Origin of the sequence: Macrococcus sp. DPC7161 (assembly GCF_004117835.1) — a bacterium.
Classification (GTDB): Bacteria; Bacillota; Bacilli; order Staphylococcales; family Staphylococcaceae; genus SDSC01.
Window position 1 is genome coordinate 274,277 of record NZ_SDSC01000002.1, and the last position, 19,790, is coordinate 294,066.

Genomic DNA, 19,790 nt, shown 5'->3' on the forward strand with positions numbered 1-19,790 from the left:
GGATTGGCTCGAACTTTTTTTAAATCCATATTGCTTTAGTTTCGCATGGATATTCTTTAAAATGAACTTAATACGTTGAATAACAATATTAAAAGGAGATTGCTCATGATAGCGTTTGATCATGTGATTCATTATGTGAAGGATTTGACACACTTTCGTTTTCCAAATGATTATTTGTCATTGCAAGAAGGTGGTCGCCACGATACACTTGGGACGTTTAATTATTTGAGTTACTTTGATTTGAAGTATATCGAGTTTATTGATATTTTTGATCAAACTTTGGTAGAGCGTGCAAGTTTAGATGAGAAGGAATATGTAAGTTTTGCAAGTAGTTTAAAGCGTATAGGTTATCAAGAAGGATTTGTACGTATGTGTTTTAGAACTGAAGATATTGAAATATTAAAGCATCATTTTAATCAATTAGGATTAAAGACAATTGGGCCGAATAGAATGTCTCGAACGAAACCAGATGGGACAGTTTTGAGTTGGTCATTACTTTATTTAGAACCGATTGAAGGATTTGACTTTGAATTACCATTCTTTATTCAGTGGGGCGAACCAGAAATGGAGAGGGAAGGACAATTAATGCCTTATTTCCAACCACTTGATATTACTGATATTTTCATTTTGGCCAAAGATACAAAGCAAATGACTCAATTTTTTGAGAAGTATTTGAACTTTGAACATACTGAAGAAATGTTGGTGAAAGTAAATTCACCTAATATCCATGTGATGCAAGGTGACGTCAATAAAATAGAGCATGTAAAAATCAAATCTGAATTATATAACGACACCTTTAAGACACATGGTGGTATGTATACCTTTTATTAGGTATAAACATAATGATAGATGATCATTACAATTTCATATATGTGAAAAACAATAAATAAAAATGCTGCGCTGATTATGTATTTTGTTAATTTTAATGGGTGCGTTATGGCAAGCAATGTTGTAATGATGAAGCTGATTCCAGCGATAAGTACGTGTATACTCAAATAGTCAATGGTAACTTTTATATGGAGTTGGATACCAAGTACAGCATTGAGGAGTAACAGTATAATAAGAAGTATATTTTTAAACATGTAATCATCCTTATCAATAGTATGTTTACATGATAACATAAGTATAAATAAATATGGAATTCGTAACAAAGAAGGGAATTTAATATGACAATTAAACAGATGAATATATCAAATGAGGCACATGATACTTTTGTAAAAACACACCCAAATGGAGATTTACTGCAATTAACGACTTGGGCAAATTCTAAAAGTTTAACGGGTTGGTATTTTAGACGTATTGCTGTTGGAGATGGAGAAACTGTCAAAGGTGTGGCGTTACTTCAGTTTAAGCGTGTACCGAAATTACCGTTTACATTATGTTATATCTCTCGTGGCTTTGTTTGCGATTATGCAGATAAAGCAGTGGTAGAAAAGTTAACAGAAATTGCAATTGCTACCGCTAAACGTGAAAAAGCATATGCAATTAAGATTGATCCAGATGTGGAAGTTCAAAATGCTGAAACGATGTTAAAAGATTTAGAAGCATTAGGTTTTGTACATAAAGGATTCGAAGATGGATTGAGTAAAAACTATATTCAACCACGTATGACAATGATTACGGATATTGATAAGTCTGATGAGGATTTAATTGCGAGTTTCGAAAAGAACAATCGTTCTCGTGTGAAACTGAGTTTGAAAAAAGGTACGGAAGCGATTGTTGCTAAACGTGAAGATTTAAAAATATTTGCGCAGCTGATGAAAGAAACAGGAGAACGTGATGGCTTTTTAACACGCGATGTTTCATACTTTGAAACGATTTATGATTCGTTGAATCCTAACGGTGATGCTGAGTTGTTTCTCGTGAAACTTGTACCAAGTCATGTGATTCCAAAGTTACAAGAAGAGCTAAAAAATTTAAATGCACAAAAAGAAAAATTATTGCCAAAACAAGATCAAAAGAAAGCACAAAATCAGCTTAAAGACATCGGTATTAAAGTAGCAAAATTAGAGAAACAAGTTGAAGAATTAGAACAACTAAATGAAACGCATCCAGAAGGGAAATATTTATCTGGTGCTTTACTGACGTTTAGTGGTCATAAATCATATTATTTATATGGTGCATCAAGTAATGAATATAGAGATTATTTACCAAACCACAACATGCAAATTACAATGATGAAATTCGCACGTGATAAAGGTGCTAAAAGTTATGATTTTGGTGGCACAAGCAATAATCCAAGTAAGGATTCAGAGCATTATGGATTATGGCAATTTAAAAAGATGTGGGGTACGCATTTAAGTGAAAAAATAGGTGAATTTGATTATGTATTAAATAAACCAATGTATAAATTGATTGAAGAAGTAAAACCTCGTATCACGAAAATGAAGTTAAAAATGACGAAAGGTCGTAAGTAGGTGGCTTATGAAAATAGCATTTATTGGTGGCGGTAAGATGGTGTCCAACATGGTTAAAGGTTTTAACCGTGGTGGACTACAACAAGAACAGTTAGGTGTATGGCTACGTGATAAAGAAAAGTTAGATGTATTTACTGAAAATCATAGTGTGACACCACTTCACAAAATAAGTGACATTGCAACATATGATGTCGTCGTATTAGGGATATTACCTAAAAGCTTAAGAGAAGTCGCAAATAAATTAAGGAAACATGTTCAACCACATCAAATTTTAATATCAATATTAGGCGGCGTCACGATAGATAATATAGACGATTTATTCGCTGAAGATCAAAAAATTGTTCGTGTAATGCCAAATACGCCAGTAGGTGTGAATCAAGGTGTGTTACCAATGAGTAATAACGTCTTAGTTTCAAAAAAAGAAAAAAAGCTATTAGAAGAGACATTTGAAATACTTGGCGATGTACATTGGATTGATGAATCGCTAATGTATACAATGCCAGGTATAACAGGGTCATCACCTGCGTTTATTTACATGTTAATTGAAGCAATGGCTGATAATGCAGTAAGCGTTGGTGTAGATAGAGAAACAGCCTATCAAATGATCAGTGAAATGTTAATGGGTGCTGCAGCAATGGTGCAAGAGACAAAGTTACATCCTGGTGTATTAAAGGACCAAGTCACTTCACCTGGTGGTTCAACGATTCAAGGTGTCATGACTTTAGAAAAGTTAGGTTTTAGAAATGCGATTATCGAAGCAATGAACGCTGTACATGAGAAAAATAAATAATAAAGGTTAGTTTTTACCTAATAATAAAAAGCTTGGACATTGAATTGTGTCTCAAGCTTTTAAAATTAAAAGAATTTAAATATAGTATCTAGTTTTTGATTGGCTTCAAGATAAATAAATGGGTCAATAAAAGTAATGTATAAAATAAAGAAAAAGTTAAATAGACTAAATGTTGAAAGAGTCATAGCAAGAATGCGAAATGATGTTTTTTTATCATGCTTTTCAGCAACAATTGAGAAATGATAACTGATTCCTAAAATAAAAGTAATAATACAAAATATGAGCCAAAAATAAGTGGTTAAAAAAATGATACCACTATGAATAAAGTAGCTTAAAAAAAACACGACGTGCATGACCAATAATAAAGTCATCATTACTTTTTGCATGATTACCCCTCCATTTAAATCTATTGTAATCGATAAATTAAAAATAACAAACAAAATAAATACCAAAAATAATAAATTTACCATGATTCAAATTATTAATGAGGAGTGTTATTCATGAAAGTTGGATTTATCGGAACTGGTGTGATGGGCAGTAGCATGGCAAGTCATATTCAAGGAGAATTATTTGTATACAATCGTACGAAGAAAAAAGCACAAGGCTTGATTGATCAAGGTGCGACTTGGTGTGATTCTCCAAAAATCGTGGCACAATCATCAGATATTGTGATTACGATGCTAGGTTATCCAGACGATGTTTATGAAACATACTTAGGTGAAGAGAGCTTAATCAAAGGTGCTAAGCCAGGACAAATTTTTATTGATTGTACAACAAGTAGTCCAGAACTGGCTGATGAAATTTACGAAGCATTTAAAGAAAAAGATATTTCAGTTTTAGATGCGCCAGTAAGTGGTGGGGATGTCGGTGCTAAAAATGGCACGCTTTCAATCATGGTCGGTGGCGATGAAGCAGCATATGAAAAAGTATTGCCGATATTAGAAATGTTTGGTCAAAAGATACAATATTTCGGTAAGGCAGGTAGTGGCCAACATACTAAAATGGCCAATCAAATTGCGATTGCATCTGGTATGATTGGTGTGGCAGAAAGCTTGTATTATGCGAAATCTGCTGGACTTGATGTGGAACGTGTATTAGAAACAATTTCTCAAGGTGCGGCAGGTAGCTGGTCATTAAGTAACTTAGCTCCAAGAATGTTAAAAGGTGATTATCAACCTGGATTTTATACACATCACTTTTTGAAAGACATGGGTATCGCATTAATGGAAGCTGAGAAAATGGGGATTCAATTACCTGGATTGGCACTAGCATACCAAATCTACGATGATTTAAGTGACGAGTTAAAAAATTCAACGGGAACACATATCATTTATCAATCTTATCAAGAATAATTCATTGGTTATTTGCTTAATCAATAAATCAATCAATTTAAATATATATTCATTATATTGCTTATAAGCGTATGAATTACAATGAATATATGTTTTTTTGTTGTATACTATATTTGGTAGAAATTTAAAAATGGAGGAAATCTTGTGATTAAGAATATTATTGATTTTTCACTACATAATAAGTTGGCGCTTTGGCTCATGACCATCATTGTACTTTTTGGTGGTATTTATAGTGCGGCAAAAATGAAAATGGAAATGTTGCCGAGTATGTCAACTCCAGTTATTACAGTAACAACCCCATATCCAGGTGCAGCACCTGAAGATGTCTTAGATGGTGTGACAGATCCGATTGAGAAAAAAGTAAAAAGTTTATCTGGTGTTGATAAAGTACAAAGCCAGTCGATGGAAAATGCTTCAGCTGTAACCATTCAATATAAGTTTGGTACGGATATGGATAAAGCACAGGATAAATTAGAAAAAGAACTCGGGAAAATAGATTTACCTGAAGATGTTAAAGACTCACAAGTTTCTCAAATGTCGATGTATACATTTCCGATTATAAGCTACTCAATTTCAAGTGATAAAAAGGATATTAAAGATTTAACTGCGGCTATTAAAAAGGATTTAGTACCTGAAATTGAGGGAATCGAAGGTGTCACAAGTGTTTCTTTCACAGGTCAAGAAGTCGAACAAGTTGAATTACAGTTTGATGAGAAAAAATTAAAATCAAAAGGATTAACACAAGAAAGTGTATTGCAATTTATTAAAGGGGCAACAAGCGATGCGCCACTTGGATTATATGCTTTCGGAAATGATTTAAAGAGCATTATCGTTAATGGGCAATTTACAACTGTTAATGCATTGAAAGATTTAAAGGTACCTGTAACTGGTGGTGCGAATTCTAATGCTATGGCGATGCAAACTTCTCCACAAGCAAGCATGCCAATGCCATCTAAAGTACCAACGGTTAAATTATCAGACATAGCCTCTATTAAACAAGTATCAAGTCGTGAATCTATTTCTAGAACGAATGGCAAAGATTCATTGAGCTTACAAGTTGTTAAATCAGATGACGCGAATACAGTGAAACTAGCAAATGAAGTTAAAGATAAAGTAAAAGCATTTAAAAAGAGCAATACAGATATGAACACAGTATTGATGATGGACCAAGCAAAACCAATAGAAGATTCTATTAAAACAATGGTTGAAAAAGCGATTATTGGTGCGCTAGTAGCTATCGTAATGATCTTATTATTCTTACGTAATATTCGTTCGACATTAATCGCTGTTGTATCAATTCCAATGTCTATTGTAATTGCCTTATTGATATTAAAACAAATGGACATTTCATTAAATATTATGACTTTAGGTGCGATGACAGTTGCAATTGGACGTGTAATTGATGATTCGATTGTTGTTATAGAAAACATTTTTAGACGTATGAGTCGTAAAGATGATTTACGTGGTGAGGCATTAATTAGTAGTGCAACAAAAGAAATGTTTATTCCTATCATGTCTTCGACAATGGTAACCGCAGCAGTATTTTTACCTTTAGGATTAGTGTCAGGATCTGTCGGCGAAATCTTTAGACCGTTTGCTTATACGGTTGTATTTGCATTACTTGCATCATTACTAATCGCGATTACAATCGTACCAATGTTAGGGCATACGTTCTTCAAAAATGGTATAAAAGGGCATCATGACGATGAAGAGAAAGTTGGCGTGATTGCAAAGTTCTACCGTAAAATATTAAATTGGTCTTTAAACCACAAATGGATTGTTTCGATTGTGAGTATTTTACTGCTTGTTGGTAGTTTATGTTTAACACCGTTTTTAGGTGCATCGTTTATTTCAACAGGTGAAGATAAATTACTTGCGTTAACTTACAAGCCAAAACCGGGTGAGACAGAGCAAGAGGTGGTTAAACACGGAGATCAAGTTCAAAAATATTTGTCATCTAAAAAATACGTGAACAATGTTCAGTTTTCAGTCGGTGGTAAAAATCCATTCAATCCAATCGCTTCAAATGATATGGCGATGATGGTTGAATACAAAAAAGATACACCAAACTGGGAAAATGAAGCTGAAAATGTGTTGAAAAAATTAGCGGATTACAAACATCCGGGTACGTGGAAAAACCAAGACTTCGCAACAGGTGGATCAACAAATACGGTAACAGTAACTGTTGAAGGACCAACAACAAATGCGATAAGAAATACAGTGAAAACATTAGAAAAAGAAATGAAAACTGTTAAAGAAATTACCAACGTATCAACGTCTCTATCTGATAGTTATGATAGTTATATTTTAAAAGTGAAGCATAACAAGCTTTCAGAACTTGGATTAACAGCAGGTCAAGTGGCGATGGCTTTAAACCAACGTAGTCCGGAAACGGTTGTCACTAAAGTGGGGACAGCAGGTAAAAGTACAGAAGTGAAGTTAACAACTAAGAAATCTACAAATTGGACGAAAGAAAAATTAGAAAATACAACGATTCAATCGCCACTTGGCAAGTCTGTGAAGTTAAGTGACGTTGTAACAATTGAATCTGGTAAAACATCAGATACGATTAAACGTGATAACGGTAATATTGCAGCGAGTGTGGAAGGTAAAATCAAAGGTGAAGATGTAACTAAAGCAACTCAAGCGGTGACAAAGCAAGTTGAAAAAGTGGACACACCAAAGAATGTGAAAGTTCATGTTGGTGGCACAAGTGAAGATATTGGCGATAGCTTTTCTCAACTTGGTTTAGCGATGTTAGCAGCAATCGCAATTGTATATTTAATCTTAGTATTAACCTTTAAAGGTGGGTTAGCGCCACTTGCGATTCTATTCTCGTTACCATTTACAATCATCGGTGTCATTTTAGGATTGTTGATTTCTGGAGAAACTTTATCGGTACCTTCGATGATTGGGATGTTAATGCTCATTGGTATTGTTGTGACAAATGCGATTGTATTAATCGATCGTGTAATCAATAAAGAGGCTGAAGGGTTATCAACACGCGAAGCGTTATTAGAAGCAGCTACGACACGTGTAAGACCGATTTTAATGACAGCACTTGCAACTGTAGGTGCATTATTACCATTATTATTTGGTGGAGATGGTTCTGTATTGATTTCAAAATCACTAGGTGTAACGGTGATCGGGGGATTAACATCATCTACATTACTTACTTTAATTGTAGTACCAGTTGTTTACGAAATATTGATGCGTATTAAACATCGTAAAAAACGTCGCAAACAAACAGTATCACCAACAATTTAAATTGTTGTAAAATATCTATTAATTTAAAATATTTAAAAAATTATGTTTGACATTTATTTTGAAGCGTACTATAGTTATAACTAATTAATTATTAACTGAATATTCTTATCCAGAGAGATGGAGGGAATTGGCCCTGTGAAGTCTCAGCAGCGGGCTCTTATGAGTACTGTGCTAAATCCAACAAGCAAAGCTTGGTAGATAAGTGATTTAAAAAAACGTCATTGCTACTTTGCGATGACGTTTTTTTATTTGGATAAGTGCTTCGGTAGAATCTTATTGAATGGAGTGTTAATCGTGATAGAGTTCATCAATGTATCAAAAGTCTACAGAAAAAAAGGAAATGTCGTACATGCACTGAAAGACATTTACTTAACCATACCAAAAGGGAAAATATTTGGATTGATTGGGTACTCTGGTGCAGGTAAAAGTACATTGCTTAGAACCATTAATCTTCTAGAAACACCAACGTCAGGTAAGGTTATTGTGAATGGTCAAGATGTGACAACATTCAACCAATCTGCATTACGAAAGCATCGCTTAAATGTAGGCATGATCTTCCAACAATTTAATTTGATTCATTCTAAAACAGTGGCTGAGAACATTGCATTCAGTTTAAAAGCAGCAGGCATTAAGGAAAAAGATTATCAAGGAAGAATTGATGAATTATTAGCACTTGTAGGTTTAACAGAGCGAAAAAATAATTATCCAAAAGAGCTATCGGGTGGACAAAAACAACGTGTTGGTATTGCGAGGGCTTTAGCCAATAATCCAGATATTTTATTATGTGACGAAGCGACGAGTGCCCTAGATCCTGAAACAACGAAAAGTATTTTAGATTTAATACAGAATATTAATCGTCAATTAGGTATTACTGTTGTGGTGATTACTCATGAGATGGACGTGATTAAAGAAATTTGTGATGAAGTAGCAGTGATGGATCATGGAGAGATTGTAGAGTTAGGGGATGTATTTACGATATTTTCTAATCCTAAAAGCAGTTTAACGAAACACTTCGTTAATGAAATTTATCATTTAGAATTGCCAGAGAAATACATCAATCTACAGGAACCGAATAAAGAAATCATTACAGTTAAATTTATTGGTGATAAAGCAGAAACTGCATTTGTAAATAACTTATACAAACAATTTAATTGCGACATATCTATAATTCAAGGGCGCATCGAGTATATACAAAATCAACCACTTGGAATGCTCACTTTTAGTGTGTCGGGTACGAACGAAGAACGTCAACGTATATATGAATACATACAAGCATCAGAAGGGATTGAGGTGGCATAATGGAAAGATTTGTCGAAATATTACCTGAGTTATATCAAGCATTTTTAGAAACCATCTTAATGGTAGGTATCGCCATCATATTGGCTGTATTAATAGGTTTGCCTCTTGGCATTTTACTCTTCTTAACAAGGAATCAATTATTATTACCAAACGGACCATTTAATGCAATACTCGGTTTTATTGTCAATGTGATTCGATCATTTCCGTTTATTATATTGATGGTTGCGATTATGCCATTTGCGACTACGATTACTGGCCAATCGCATGGCCCTTATGCCGCGAGTGTCGCTTTAACACTTGCAGCGATTCCTTTATTTGCACGTTTGATTGAAACGAGTCTTAAAGAAGTGGATAAAGGTGTGATTGAAGCTTGCGTGGCAACCGGTGCAAGTTTAAAACAAATTATTTTTGATGTATTGATTCCTGAATCGATGTCAGGCATTTTCCAAGCAATCACACTATCGATTATTAGCATTGTAGCATACAGCGCAACAGCTGGTGTTATTGGAGGTGGAGGTATTGGAGATTTAGCCATTCGATATGGTTATTATCGTTATGACAATACCATTATGATTGTCACGGTCGTTATTTTAATTATTTTAGTACAGTTGATCCAAATTACTGGCGATTATATTAGCAAAACAACAAATAAACAATAGGAGAGAAAACAATGAAAAATATCTTTTTATTCATATTATCAGCACTCGTTGTCGTATTAACAGCAGCCTTATTACTAAATCAAGGCAATCCATTTTCTAAAGCACAAAGCACATCAAACAAAAAGCAAGACTTAGGGAAAATCACAATAGGTGCTACAAGTGGACCATATTCAGATATGGTTAAAAAAGCGATAAAACCATCACTTGAACAAAAAGGTTATCAAGTAGAAGTTGTTGAGTATTCAGACTATATTCAACCGAATAAAGCATTACAAAAAGGCGATTTAGATGCAAACTTATATCAACATCGATTGTTCACAAAACAATTTAATGCACAAAATAAAACAACATTAACTCCAACGATTCAAGTACCAACTGCACCAATGGGGATTTACTCAGGTAAATATAAATCATTTAAAGATGTACCAAAAGGTGCCGAAATTGCTATTCCTAATGATCCAGTCAATGCTGCAAGAGCATTTAATACATTAAAATCAGCGGGTGTGCTAACAATAAGTAAAGGCACGAATCCATTAACGGTTTCTGAAAAAGATGTAGAAGACAATCCATTGAACTTAAAATTCGTTCCTGTTGAAGCAGCGCAATTGCCAAGAAGTGCGGATAGTATTGGTTTATCAGCAGTACCAGGTAATTACGCACTTGCTTCAAAAATGGATTTAACTAAAGCGTTACAATTAGAAAAAATGGACGAAAACTATCGAAATCGTATCGTCGTAAAAACAGACAAAGTAAAAGATGAAAAAACAAAAGCAATTGAAGCAGTCATTCAATCTGATGCATTCGAAAAAGTGATTGATGCAGAATTTAAAGGATTCGATAAACCAAAAAAGGGGCAATAAAATATGGTATCTGAAGTATTGAACGGTATTCCTGAAAGCTATTTTGGAAAGACGATGGGACGAAAATTAGAAGTAGGCGCTAAACCATTAATAAATCTTGCGGTAGGTATTCCAGATAAACCTGTACCAGAAGTGGTATTGAAAGAAATGAGCGAAGCGATATTACGCCCGGAAAATAATAAGTATGGTGTATTTCGTGGTAAAGAAACATTTAAGAATGCTATACAAAAGTTTTATAAAGATGTGTATCAAGTAGACATCAATCATGATGAGATTTGTATTTTATATGGAACTAAAAGCGGACTTGTACATTTGCCGACTTGCATAGTAGAACCGGGGGAAGGTGTGATGTTACCAGATCCAGGTTATACAGACTATCTTGCTGGTGTACATCTTGCTAGAGCTAAACATTATGTATTGCCATTACAGCCAGAACATCACTACTTACCACAATGGGATCAATTAAATCAAGATGAACTAGGTAATACTCGATTAATCTATTTAAACTATCCAAGTAATCCTACAGGTGCAGTTGCAACAAGCGCATTTTTCGATGATACGGTAAAACGATTTAAAAATACAAAAACAAAAATCGTGCATGATTTTGCCTATGCTGCATTTGGATTTGAACAAGAAAATCCTAGTATCTTGCAATCTCCTGGCGCAAAAGACGTCGCGATAGAGATTTATTCATTGTCTAAAGGGTTCAATATGTCAGGATTTCGTGTAGGATTTGCTGTAGGTAATAAAGAAATGATAGAAAGTTTAAATCGTTATCAAGATCATACACAAGTTGGCATGTGGGGTGCACTACAAGATGCGAGTATCGCAGCACTATCATTAGGTGCACCATTTTTAGAAGCGCAAAATGAATTATTTAAAACGCGTCGCAATAAAGTTGTCACTCGTTTAGAAAAAATTGGACTACCATTTGAACCACTACAAGGCGGCATATTCTTGTGGTTAAAAGTACCGCCAGAATTTAAAAGTGAAGCTTATGTTGATTTTCTATTGAAATCTGAATCCATTCTCGTGACTCCGGGTATACCTTTTGGTAAAAATGGCGATGATTACGTGCGCGTATCACTTGCAGTGGATGATGCGTTGTTATATGAATTTTTAGATCGAATTGAAAATACAAAAGTTTTATATGAAGTATAACCGTCCAAAGGGCGGTTATTTTTTATGTGTTACATTATTATTATTATTTTATAACCTTTAATAATAACATAAAAAGATTATTTTGTGTGAAAACTTTCCGAATTAGCAAGTTTAAATATCAAAATAAATAATATGTGTTAAATTAAAAGTTTTTAAATGTTTATATAAAACAGGCAAATAAGAAGTGATTTTAAAGTAAAAACTTTAATAATAACATAAAAAAATTATTTTGTGTGGAAACTTTCCGAATTAGCAAGTTTAAATATCAAAATAAATAATATGTGTTAAATTGAAAGTTTTTAAATGTTTATATAAAACAGTCGAATAAGAATTGATATTAAAGTAAAACTCTTAATGATAACATAAAAAAGTCATTTTGTGTGGAAACTTTCCAAATTAGCAAGTTTAAAAATCAAAATAAATAATATGTGTTAAATTAAAAGTTTTTAAATGTTTGTAGTAAAATTGCGTAAAAAAATAACCACTCTTGGTGAGTGGTTATAAATACACGAAACTACTAATGATAATTAATAATGTAATCGCTATAGTAAACATATTTAAAATCAACAGTGCTTTTTGATCGTTTCTTGAATGTTTAAAAGCAGTGATTTCAATGTTTGCAATTAAGAAGAACACTAAGCTGATGATTAAGTAGCCTTTAAACCCTAAGAACATAAATGCTGACGCTAGAAATAAAAAGATACCTATACCGAAAATGATACGTAATATTTGTGTGATCTTCATATTGAAACGATAAATACTTAGATAGCTAACGATTAAGTAAAGTGCTAAATATAATATAACTAATAAACTCATTGCGGGACTCCTTTTTTAAAGTACATCAATATAAGTAGTGTACCGATGATCGTTGTAACTGCACCAAAATAAAATGGTAGGGTAAGATGGAACGAAAGTAAACCAGTAAATGCGAGTGGTCCTAATATTCGTCCTAAACTATCCATGCTGTAACTTAAACTTGTAGCACGACCCATTGTTTGTTGGCTAGCATTTTTCGTTAGTTCAGAAGTCATTAATGTGCGCGTTAGTGCATTTCCAATCATTAATAACACTAAACTGAATCCAGCATAGATTAAATTCATTGAAAATGGTAACAATATAAATCCGATGAATGTTAATACTTGACCTATAATCATAACGGGTTTTTCTTGACCGTTTTTTACTTTTCGTAAATAGCCACCTTGTAAAACTGCGCTCATTAATCCACCAATCATAAACAATATTCCCATTTGAGATGTTGTAATATTGATTTTTTCGATTTCAAACAGTTGGAATGAGCTTTCCATACCACTCATAGTGAACATTACAAGTAATGTTGAAATTAATAATAAAAGTAATGGTTTAGTCATTTTAAATGACACTTTTTCTTCGTGTGTTTCGCTCGGTGACGTGTGTGTTTCTTGTAGTAATAATTGTGAAAGTATCGCGATAATCGTTAAGATGAATGCTGTTGCAAAGTATGGAATTTGATATGAAACGCTCGACAATATCCCACCAACTGCTGGTCCGAATATAAAGCCGAATCCAATCATCATACCAAGTAATCCTAAATATTTGTTACGTTCTTCTTCAGTAGTCATATCACTTGCCATGCTCGTTGTTGTAGAGAAACAAGCACCTGAGAATAAGCCCCCGATAATTCTTGCTGTATAAAGCATCGCAATATTATCAATGAATAAGCCGAATAAGATAAAGCTCAATGTAAATCCGATTAATCCAATGGTAAGCACTTTTTTTCTGCCATATCGATCGCTCATTGTCCCCCAAAATGGCGCAACAATGAAGGAAACAATAGAATATGAGGAAAGTAATAATCCCATATGAAATGCATTTAAATGCAAGTTGTGCACTAGTGCTGGAATAACAGGAATGACTATACTAAAGCCAAAATAAATAAAAAATTGTATACCCATAAGTATGGGGAATTGTTTTTTCAAATCATCACATCCTACATCATAAACATATTATTATTGTACCGAACTTTTTAGAAAAGTATATAAAGAAGGCGAGACAAATTGTCTCGCCTCTTCGTTTATTCATCTAACTGATCACGTAACTGTGATAACTGTTTTTCTATTTCAACGAGTTTGTTTTGTAAAGCCTCTGCTGATTGGCCTGTAGACTCAACTTTCTCGATATCTTGTTGAATGTTTATATAATCTAATTTCAATGTTTCGTATTGTTGTTTAATATCCATTATATCGCCTCAACGGGTATGTATATTTTTATTAATAATCCGCCAGGACCATCTTGTTCTCCAAGTTGGTAATATTCTAAATCGGCGATTGGTAATGGTTTATAAGGATTTTCTTTAAACCAAACTTGGTATATATAATCAAAGGCTTTTAAGATTTCTGCTGTAACATTTTTTTCTTCGGTGTGTGGTACATCGAAAGCCACCCAATCTGATGCAGGGATTTCAACTGAAGTGAAGTCAGGGTGTGCGGTTGTACTTGCTACTGAAACGAGGTAACGTAATTTTTCGCTTGGCACCTGCTTTAAACAAGCACCTAAAAAACCATTTATTGCTTTAAAATCATTGATTTTTTCTAATTTTTCAATCATGCCATTCATATCTAATGATTCCCAAAAAGGAAAAATATCAGGGATTTCTTCTTTAGAAAATTCTCGATAAATACCGTTTAAGATAAATGCATCCAATTTAATTATATTAAAATTCATATAGTACACCTCCTATATTAAATATTATAAGATATTTTTCAAATATATTATATAATAAATTTAAGTTGGAGGGATAAATATGGTGAAAAAAGTAAAGACGAATGCATTAAGACAATTGGATCAAAAGAAAGTGCATTATGAGATTTATACTTATGATAATTTAGATGGACAAATAGATGGTGTGAGTGTCGCACATAAAATTAATCAGCCAGTTGAAAAAGTCTACAAGACGTTAGTGTTAACTGGTAAAAATGATTGTTATGTTGCGGTAATTCCTGTTGAAGCGACATTAGATATTAAAAAAATGAGTAAAGCTGTTGGAGAAAAGAAATTAGAGATGCTGCCGGTGAAAGATTTGGAAAAAACGACGGGTTACATTCGTGGCGGATGTTCTCCTGTAGGGATGAAAAAGCAATTTAAAACCATTATTGATAGCAGTACGGATGCTTTAAATACGTTTATTGTCAGTGCAGGACAAATAGGGTTACAAATGGAAGTCAATGTCAAGGAATTAGTAGAATTGATTCGTGCGGAAGTGGTGGACATTCAACAATGAAAATAAAAGGTCGATATATTACTGCTAATTTGAAAGGTAAAAGAACAATCGTAGTAAGTGACATTCATGGTGAATTAGAGTTGTTTAACGCATTGTTAAGTAAAGTGGATTACTCAGAAGAGGATATATTAATTATTAATGGCGATATTATTGATAAAGGGCAAAACAGTCTAGGTGTTTTGCGTAAAGTGATGAAACTTTTAGAGCGTGATAATGTTTACTTGATTGAAGGTAATTGTGACATCATATTTGAGCAACTTGAAGAAGAGTGGTTATACCCATATATGTCACGTATACATACTGTCATTCATGAGTGTTTAAAGGAAATGGGCAAATCAATAAATGATTTTCCGACGCAAAAAGACTTAAAGGTAGCTCTTTATGAAAAATATAGCAAAGAGCGTCTCGCGCTTTTAGATTTACCAATTGCATTAGAAACAGAGGATTTTATTTTCGTGCATGCAGGTGTCAATGAAGTTGGAAATTATAAAGAAACGTTAGAGTGGGATGCAATTACAATGCAACGCTTTGCTGAAAAATCACATACGTCAGAGAAGATGGTTGTTGTCGGGCACATACCTGTTTCGAATTATCATGAAAATGGAATGCTTGATCATCGTACCTTAATTGATAATGGTAAACGTATTATATCTATTGATGGTGGTAATCAAGTGAAGCAAAGTGGTGTGTTAAATGCTTTAGTTATTACTTATGATGAAGACGAGTATCGTATTGAAACAACATTTGTACATCCGTTTGAAATGCGAGAAGTCATTCAAGATTTCGAAGTCTCATATCAAGAGCCGCATGCGTTTACATGGCCTGATTTTGAAATTGAAGTGTTTGATGGCGACGAACATTTTAAAATGGCTAAACACCTGAAAACAGATACAGACTTTATGGTTAAAACAGAATGGATTATTGAAAGAGAAGGGAAAAATTATTTACGCGATGATTATACAGATTTATTTATAGATGTATATATCGGAGAAAGCGTTGCGATTATTGGAGATTATAAAGGGTATGCTTATGTATTAAAAGACGGCGTTGCTGGATGGGTGCCCAATGAAGTCTTTGGTATGTGATTTAAAATATTTAAAAAAGGATTGAGGCAACTCAATCCTTTTCGTATTCTACTTTGTATTTTTCGTGCTTTAAATAGTAACGGTGCTTCGTGAAGATGATGCTTGCACCGAAAATTAATAGAATCGGTGGAATGATTGTATATAGCATCATCAACCCGGCGATTGCCATCATAAAGCCACTTGCAATTGTATATTTGTGAATATATAAAATACTCAATAAGTTTACTAGCCAAGGTACGAAGATAATGAATATACCTGGTAATAACATTGCTTGAAAATCTTTTGCGACTTGGTTTGTACTTGTTAGTTTGCCACCTTCAGCTTGAATACGTTCTTGCAATGCATTTAACAGTGTTGGATTGTGGCTGTTGAAATACAATAAGATTGTAGAAACTAATAAAATTGATATAAATCCTAAACTGATTTGCGCGAGTCGTTTAGGTAGTATTAAATGTTCCATATAGCACCTCTATTTTTGATACTTTATTTTATCATAAAAGGTGCTTGTTGAGTGCGAATTGAATGCCTTTTACGTATTCATATGGTAATACATGATCGAATTTTTGCTTTGCATCTGCTGTCGCATTGGCAACTAAGTATCCGTGCTTTACATGATTAAGCATGCGAATATCATTGCCACTATCACCAAATGCGAATGTATTTTGATGGTCAATATTGAATTTATCCATTAAATATTTAACGACAGCATCTTTCCCGCTAATCTTAGGTAAAAAGTCTACATCGTAATGACCTTCAGGATCACCAATCATTGGGTTACACATGCTGATATTCACGATAAAACCATGTTCATTTGCAAGTGTTCGGATGGTTTCAAAACGCTGTTCATCAACTTGAGGTGATGTTGCTTTATAATAGTAATTTCTTGAATAAGGTGCATTAATGAAAGGTGTTTGTGTGATTAAACCGATGCCTTTAGATTTTAATGTGTCTTCAATATCAAGAATAACAGACTTATTGATACCAGCTTGTTGGTAGAGTTGATCGTAATCTGTATCTTTAATCCATTCGTTATCTTTTATATAGTAAATTTCAGTACCGGAATTACAAGACATAAAGTGTGGCATGTAAGTAAAATGGCCAATTTCAAGTGCGTGTTGTAACATTGCTTTTGTGCTTGCAGATACAATGCCAAAAAGTATGTCGTAATCTTTTATGAGGTTTGGCATTGTTTTTTCGAAATCTTGAACATCTTCTTTGTTTTGTAAATGATGTGCGAAATAAGTTTCATCAAAGTCCGAGCAGACTAGTGTACGAATATTGCTCGGGAAATGATATGTTTTCATCGTAATCAGCTCCTTATACGTAGAATAGCTAAATGTGTTCTCGTTTACAAATGATAGTATAAATTCATGTTATAATGAGGCGATGGAAAAAGGAGGAACACAATGAAATCAGTAGTATTAGCAGAGAAACCTTCTGTAGCACGTGATATTGCACGTGTCTTAAAATGTACCAATAAAAAAGATGGCTATATGGAGAATAACCAATATATTGTGACTTGGGCATTGGGACATTTAGTGACTAACGCAGATCCAGAACAATACGATTCAAAATATAAAACTTGGGATATGGCACAATTACCGATTATTCCTGAACGTATGAAGACAGTGGTGATTGGCAAAACACGTAAGCAATTTAATGTTGTAAAACGATTAATCGAACGTGAAGACGTTAAAGAAGTGATTATTGCAACGGATGCTGGACGTGAAGGAGAACTTGTTGCGCGATTAATTTTGGAAAAATGTAAAGGCAACAAACCGATTAAACGTTTATGGATTTCTTCGGTGACGGATAAAGCGATTTTAGATGGATTCAAACATTTGAAAAATGGTAATCAGTATCAAGGGTTATATATGGCAGCACTTGCAAGAAGTGAAGCAGACTGGATTGTTGGGATTAATGCAACACGTGCATTAACAACAAAATATGCAGCGCAACTTTCAACAGGTCGCGTGCAAACACCTACTTTACAAATGGTGAAATTAAGACAAGATGAAATTAACCAATTTAAAGCGAAAGACTATTATGATGCTGTGATTACAATCAATGGTGTGAAGTTTAAATATATGCATCAAAATCGTATTTTTGATGAACAAGTGATTGATGCATTGATTGCGGATGTCAAAGGTACTAAAGCAACTGTAAGTGAATTGGTATCAAAAGATAAGAAGAAGTTTCCTGAGAAGTTGTATGATTTAACTTCACTGCAACAAGAAGCTTATAAACGATTTAAATATTCAGCAAAAGAAACATTAAACACGATGCAAAGTCTGTATGAAACACATAAGTTGGTGACTTATCCAAGAACGGATTCTAATTATTTAACAGATGACATGGTTGGTGGATTAAAAGAACGTGTCGCTGCTTTAAGTGGTACAGAATATAAGCCTTTTGTCGTGCAATTAATGAAACAGCCTATTAAAGGGAATAAGCATTTTGTTGATAATAGTAAAGTGAGTGACCACCATGCGATTGTACCTACTGAGACGAAAGTGCGTTTAGACGTATTGGGTGCACGTGAGAAAAATATTTATATGTTAATCGCAGAACGCTTTTTAAGTGTGTTAATGCCTGTTTATCAATATAAAGAAGAACGTGTCATATTGAATGTTGGTGATCATCAATTCCAAACAACATACGAAATGCCAGTTGAAGTAGGATTCAAAGCATTATTTGGGGATGTTTCAAATAAAGCGTTGCACTTTAAAAAAGGTGAAACATACGCCTTTGATATTAAAAAAGAAACAAAGCAAACAACACCACCGCCGTATTTCAATGAAGGAACACTTTTAAAAGCGATGGAAAACCCGAGTGCAGTATTTAAGATGGACAAATCAGATTCAAATGTATTAAAAGAAACAGGTGGTATTGGAACAGTTGCAACAAGAGCAGACATCATTGAGAAGTTATACAATTTAAATGCCATCGAGAATGTATCTGGGAATATTAAAGTGACAAACAAAGGAAAGCAGTTATTAGAACTTGCTCCTGAACGTTTGAAATCACCAGAACTTACTGCAGAATGGGAATTGAAATTGAATCAAATTGAACGTGGAAAATACAATAAACGAGCATTTATCGATGAAATGCAAAAATTTACGCGTGAAATTATTGAAGAAATTAAAGCGAGTGATGATCGATACAAACATGACAATTTAACAAGCACGAAATGTCCAACATGTGGCAAGTTTATGCTTGAAAAGAAGAATCGCAATGGTAAAATGCTCGTGTGTTCAGATCCATCATGTAATACGAAAAAGAACGTACAGCGAAAAACAAATGCACGCTGTCCTGAATGTAAGAAAAAACTTACATTACACGGTAAGGGACCGAAAGCGATGTATAGTTGTACATGTGGATTCCGTGAAACACAAGAGCAAATGGATAAACGCTTTAGCAATAAGAAGACAGGTAAAGTATCTAAAAATGAAATGAAGAAATACATGCAAAAAGAAGAACCAATCAATAATCCTTTTGCAGATATGTTAAAAGGATTGGATTTATAAAAAGTTTTCGGTGACTTACTTTCTATGTAAGTCACTTTTTTGTTATAAGAAAGCATTAGAAAACGCATACAAATCAATTGTGATTTGTTAAAATATAGTATGAAAAGGAGGTTTTAA

The 19,790-nt window shown here is 33.7% G+C and carries 19 protein-coding genes and 1 riboswitch; of the genes, 12 read left to right on the top strand and 7 right to left on the bottom strand.

Features of this window, described 5'->3' with window-relative positions; translation table 11 throughout:
• The first annotated feature begins 105 nt into the window (after positions 1-105).
• From ER639_RS05070 to proC, 3 genes are all read left to right on the top strand, one after another.
• On the top strand, positions 106-831 hold the full coding sequence (locus ER639_RS05070) for a VOC family protein (protein WP_129064677.1): 726 nt from the start codon (positions 106-108) through the stop codon (positions 829-831).
• 341 nt (positions 832-1,172) lie between these two features.
• A complete protein-coding gene (locus ER639_RS05075) occupies positions 1,173-2,417 on the top strand; it encodes a lipid II:glycine glycyltransferase FemX (RefSeq protein WP_129064752.1) in 1,245 nt (414 codons plus the stop codon).
• 7 nt (positions 2,418-2,424) lie between these two features.
• On the top strand, positions 2,425-3,207 hold the full coding sequence (gene proC, locus ER639_RS05080; RefSeq protein ID WP_129064678.1) for a pyrroline-5-carboxylate reductase: 783 nt from the start codon (positions 2,425-2,427) through the stop codon (positions 3,205-3,207).
• A 65-nt stretch (positions 3,208-3,272) separates the two neighbouring features.
• Here the strand turns inward: proC and ER639_RS05085 are convergent, their stop codons facing one another.
• Positions 3,273-3,593, bottom strand: coding sequence for a hypothetical protein (locus ER639_RS05085; RefSeq protein WP_129064679.1), 321 nt, complete (start codon positions 3,591-3,593; stop codon positions 3,273-3,275).
• A 114-nt stretch (positions 3,594-3,707) separates the two neighbouring features.
• On the opposite strand from ER639_RS05085, the gene ER639_RS05090 reads away from it, so the two are divergent.
• The 6 genes from ER639_RS05090 (at position 3,708) to ER639_RS05115 (ending at position 11,805) form a co-directional block, all read left to right on the top strand.
• Entirely contained in the window at positions 3,708-4,559 is an 852-nt protein-coding gene (locus ER639_RS05090; protein ID WP_129064680.1) for an NAD(P)-dependent oxidoreductase, read from the top strand.
• 144 nt (positions 4,560-4,703) lie between these two features.
• Entirely contained in the window at positions 4,704-7,826 is a 3,123-nt protein-coding gene (locus tag ER639_RS05095) for an efflux RND transporter permease subunit (RefSeq protein ID WP_129064681.1), read from the top strand.
• Positions 7,827-7,928: 102 nt separating this feature from the next.
• Positions 7,929-8,031: riboswitch (SAM riboswitch) on the top strand.
• Positions 8,032-8,120: 89 nt separating this feature from the next.
• Positions 8,121-9,125, top strand: a complete 1,005-nt coding sequence (locus tag ER639_RS05100) for a methionine ABC transporter ATP-binding protein (protein WP_129064682.1) — start codon at positions 8,121-8,123, stop codon at positions 9,123-9,125.
• Complete coding sequence (locus ER639_RS05105; RefSeq protein WP_129064683.1) at positions 9,125-9,784, top strand: methionine ABC transporter permease; 660 nt, start codon at positions 9,125-9,127, stop codon at positions 9,782-9,784. The genes ER639_RS05100 and ER639_RS05105 overlap by 1 nt, the downstream gene beginning before the upstream one ends.
• A gap of 11 nt (positions 9,785-9,795) precedes the next feature.
• Complete coding sequence (locus ER639_RS05110) at positions 9,796-10,644, top strand: MetQ/NlpA family ABC transporter substrate-binding protein (protein WP_129064684.1); 849 nt, start codon at positions 9,796-9,798, stop codon at positions 10,642-10,644.
• A 3-nt stretch (positions 10,645-10,647) separates the two neighbouring features.
• Entirely contained in the window at positions 10,648-11,805 is a 1,158-nt protein-coding gene (locus ER639_RS05115) for an aminotransferase class I/II-fold pyridoxal phosphate-dependent enzyme (protein ID WP_129064685.1), read from the top strand.
• 498 nt (positions 11,806-12,303) lie between these two features.
• Here the strand turns inward: ER639_RS05115 and mspA are convergent, their stop codons facing one another.
• From mspA to ER639_RS05130, 4 genes are all read right to left on the bottom strand, one after another.
• Positions 12,304-12,621 carry a membrane stabilizing protein MspA gene (mspA, locus tag ER639_RS05120; RefSeq protein WP_129064686.1) on the bottom strand — a complete coding sequence of 106 codons (318 nt, stop codon included), beginning with the start codon at positions 12,619-12,621 and terminating at the stop codon, positions 12,304-12,306.
• The gene (locus ER639_RS05125) at positions 12,618-13,760 is read right to left on the bottom strand and encodes an MFS transporter (protein WP_129064687.1); all 1,143 of its coding nucleotides are present in this window, start codon (positions 13,758-13,760) and stop codon (positions 12,618-12,620) included. The genes mspA and ER639_RS05125 overlap by 4 nt, the downstream gene beginning before the upstream one ends.
• Before the next feature lie 95 nt (positions 13,761-13,855).
• Positions 13,856-14,020: an SE1832 family protein gene (locus ER639_RS12230; protein ID WP_164993364.1), complete on the bottom strand. Its 165-nt coding sequence runs from the start codon at positions 14,018-14,020 to the stop codon at positions 13,856-13,858.
• A complete protein-coding gene (locus tag ER639_RS05130) occupies positions 14,020-14,505 on the bottom strand; it encodes a GyrI-like domain-containing protein (RefSeq protein ID WP_129064688.1) in 486 nt (161 codons plus the stop codon). Before ER639_RS05130 ends, ER639_RS12230 begins: the two co-directional genes overlap by 1 nt.
• A gap of 82 nt (positions 14,506-14,587) precedes the next feature.
• Here ER639_RS05130 and ybaK point away from each other — a divergent pair, with 82 nt between their 5' ends.
• Both ybaK and ER639_RS05140 read left to right on the top strand, forming a co-directional pair.
• Entirely contained in the window at positions 14,588-15,061 is a 474-nt protein-coding gene (ybaK, locus tag ER639_RS05135) for a Cys-tRNA(Pro) deacylase (RefSeq protein ID WP_129064753.1), read from the top strand.
• On the top strand, positions 15,058-16,146 hold the full coding sequence (locus ER639_RS05140) for a metallophosphoesterase (protein WP_129064689.1): 1,089 nt from the start codon (positions 15,058-15,060) through the stop codon (positions 16,144-16,146). Before ybaK ends, ER639_RS05140 begins: the two co-directional genes overlap by 4 nt.
• 31 nt (positions 16,147-16,177) lie before the next feature.
• Here ER639_RS05140 and ER639_RS05145 read toward each other — a convergent pair whose 3' ends face one another.
• Together ER639_RS05145 and ER639_RS05150 are read right to left on the bottom strand one after the other, a co-directional pair.
• Positions 16,178-16,606: a hypothetical protein gene (locus ER639_RS05145; protein WP_129064690.1), complete on the bottom strand. Its 429-nt coding sequence runs from the start codon at positions 16,604-16,606 to the stop codon at positions 16,178-16,180.
• Positions 16,607-16,637: 31 nt separating this feature from the next.
• Entirely contained in the window at positions 16,638-17,450 is an 813-nt protein-coding gene (locus tag ER639_RS05150) for an HAD-IIB family hydrolase (protein ID WP_129064691.1), read from the bottom strand.
• Positions 17,451-17,552: 102 nt separating this feature from the next.
• Here ER639_RS05150 and ER639_RS05155 point away from each other — a divergent pair, with 102 nt between their 5' ends.
• Positions 17,553-19,673, top strand: a complete 2,121-nt coding sequence (locus ER639_RS05155) for a DNA topoisomerase III (protein ID WP_129064692.1) — start codon at positions 17,553-17,555, stop codon at positions 19,671-19,673.
• The last annotated feature ends 117 nt before the right edge of the window (positions 19,674-19,790 follow it).

Coding starts and splice junctions, on each gene's coding strand:
- ER639_RS05070 (WP_129064677.1), top strand. CDS start 106: ATGATAGCGTTTGATCATGTGATTCATTATGTGAAGGATTTGACACAC.
- proC (WP_129064678.1), top strand. CDS start 2,425: ATGAAAATAGCATTTATTGGTGGCGGTAAGATGGTGTCCAACATGGTT.
- ER639_RS05085 (WP_129064679.1), bottom strand. CDS start 3,593: ATGCAAAAAGTAATGATGACTTTATTATTGGTCATGCACGTCGTGTTT.
- ER639_RS05090 (WP_129064680.1), top strand. CDS start 3,708: ATGAAAGTTGGATTTATCGGAACTGGTGTGATGGGCAGTAGCATGGCA.
- ER639_RS05105 (WP_129064683.1), top strand. CDS start 9,125: ATGGAAAGATTTGTCGAAATATTACCTGAGTTATATCAAGCATTTTTA.
- ER639_RS05110 (WP_129064684.1), top strand. CDS start 9,796: ATGAAAAATATCTTTTTATTCATATTATCAGCACTCGTTGTCGTATTA.
- ER639_RS05115 (WP_129064685.1), top strand. CDS start 10,648: ATGGTATCTGAAGTATTGAACGGTATTCCTGAAAGCTATTTTGGAAAG.
- mspA (WP_129064686.1), bottom strand. CDS start 12,621: ATGAGTTTATTAGTTATATTATATTTAGCACTTTACTTAATCGTTAGC.
- ER639_RS12230 (WP_164993364.1), bottom strand. CDS start 14,020: ATGGATATTAAACAACAATACGAAACATTGAAATTAGATTATATAAAC.
- ER639_RS05130 (WP_129064688.1), bottom strand. CDS start 14,505: ATGAATTTTAATATAATTAAATTGGATGCATTTATCTTAAACGGTATT.
- ER639_RS05140 (WP_129064689.1), top strand. CDS start 15,058: ATGAAAATAAAAGGTCGATATATTACTGCTAATTTGAAAGGTAAAAGA.
- ER639_RS05145 (WP_129064690.1), bottom strand. CDS start 16,606: ATGGAACATTTAATACTACCTAAACGACTCGCGCAAATCAGTTTAGGA.
- ER639_RS05150 (WP_129064691.1), bottom strand. CDS start 17,450: ATGAAAACATATCATTTCCCGAGCAATATTCGTACACTAGTCTGCTCG.
- ER639_RS05155 (WP_129064692.1), top strand. CDS start 17,553: ATGAAATCAGTAGTATTAGCAGAGAAACCTTCTGTAGCACGTGATATT.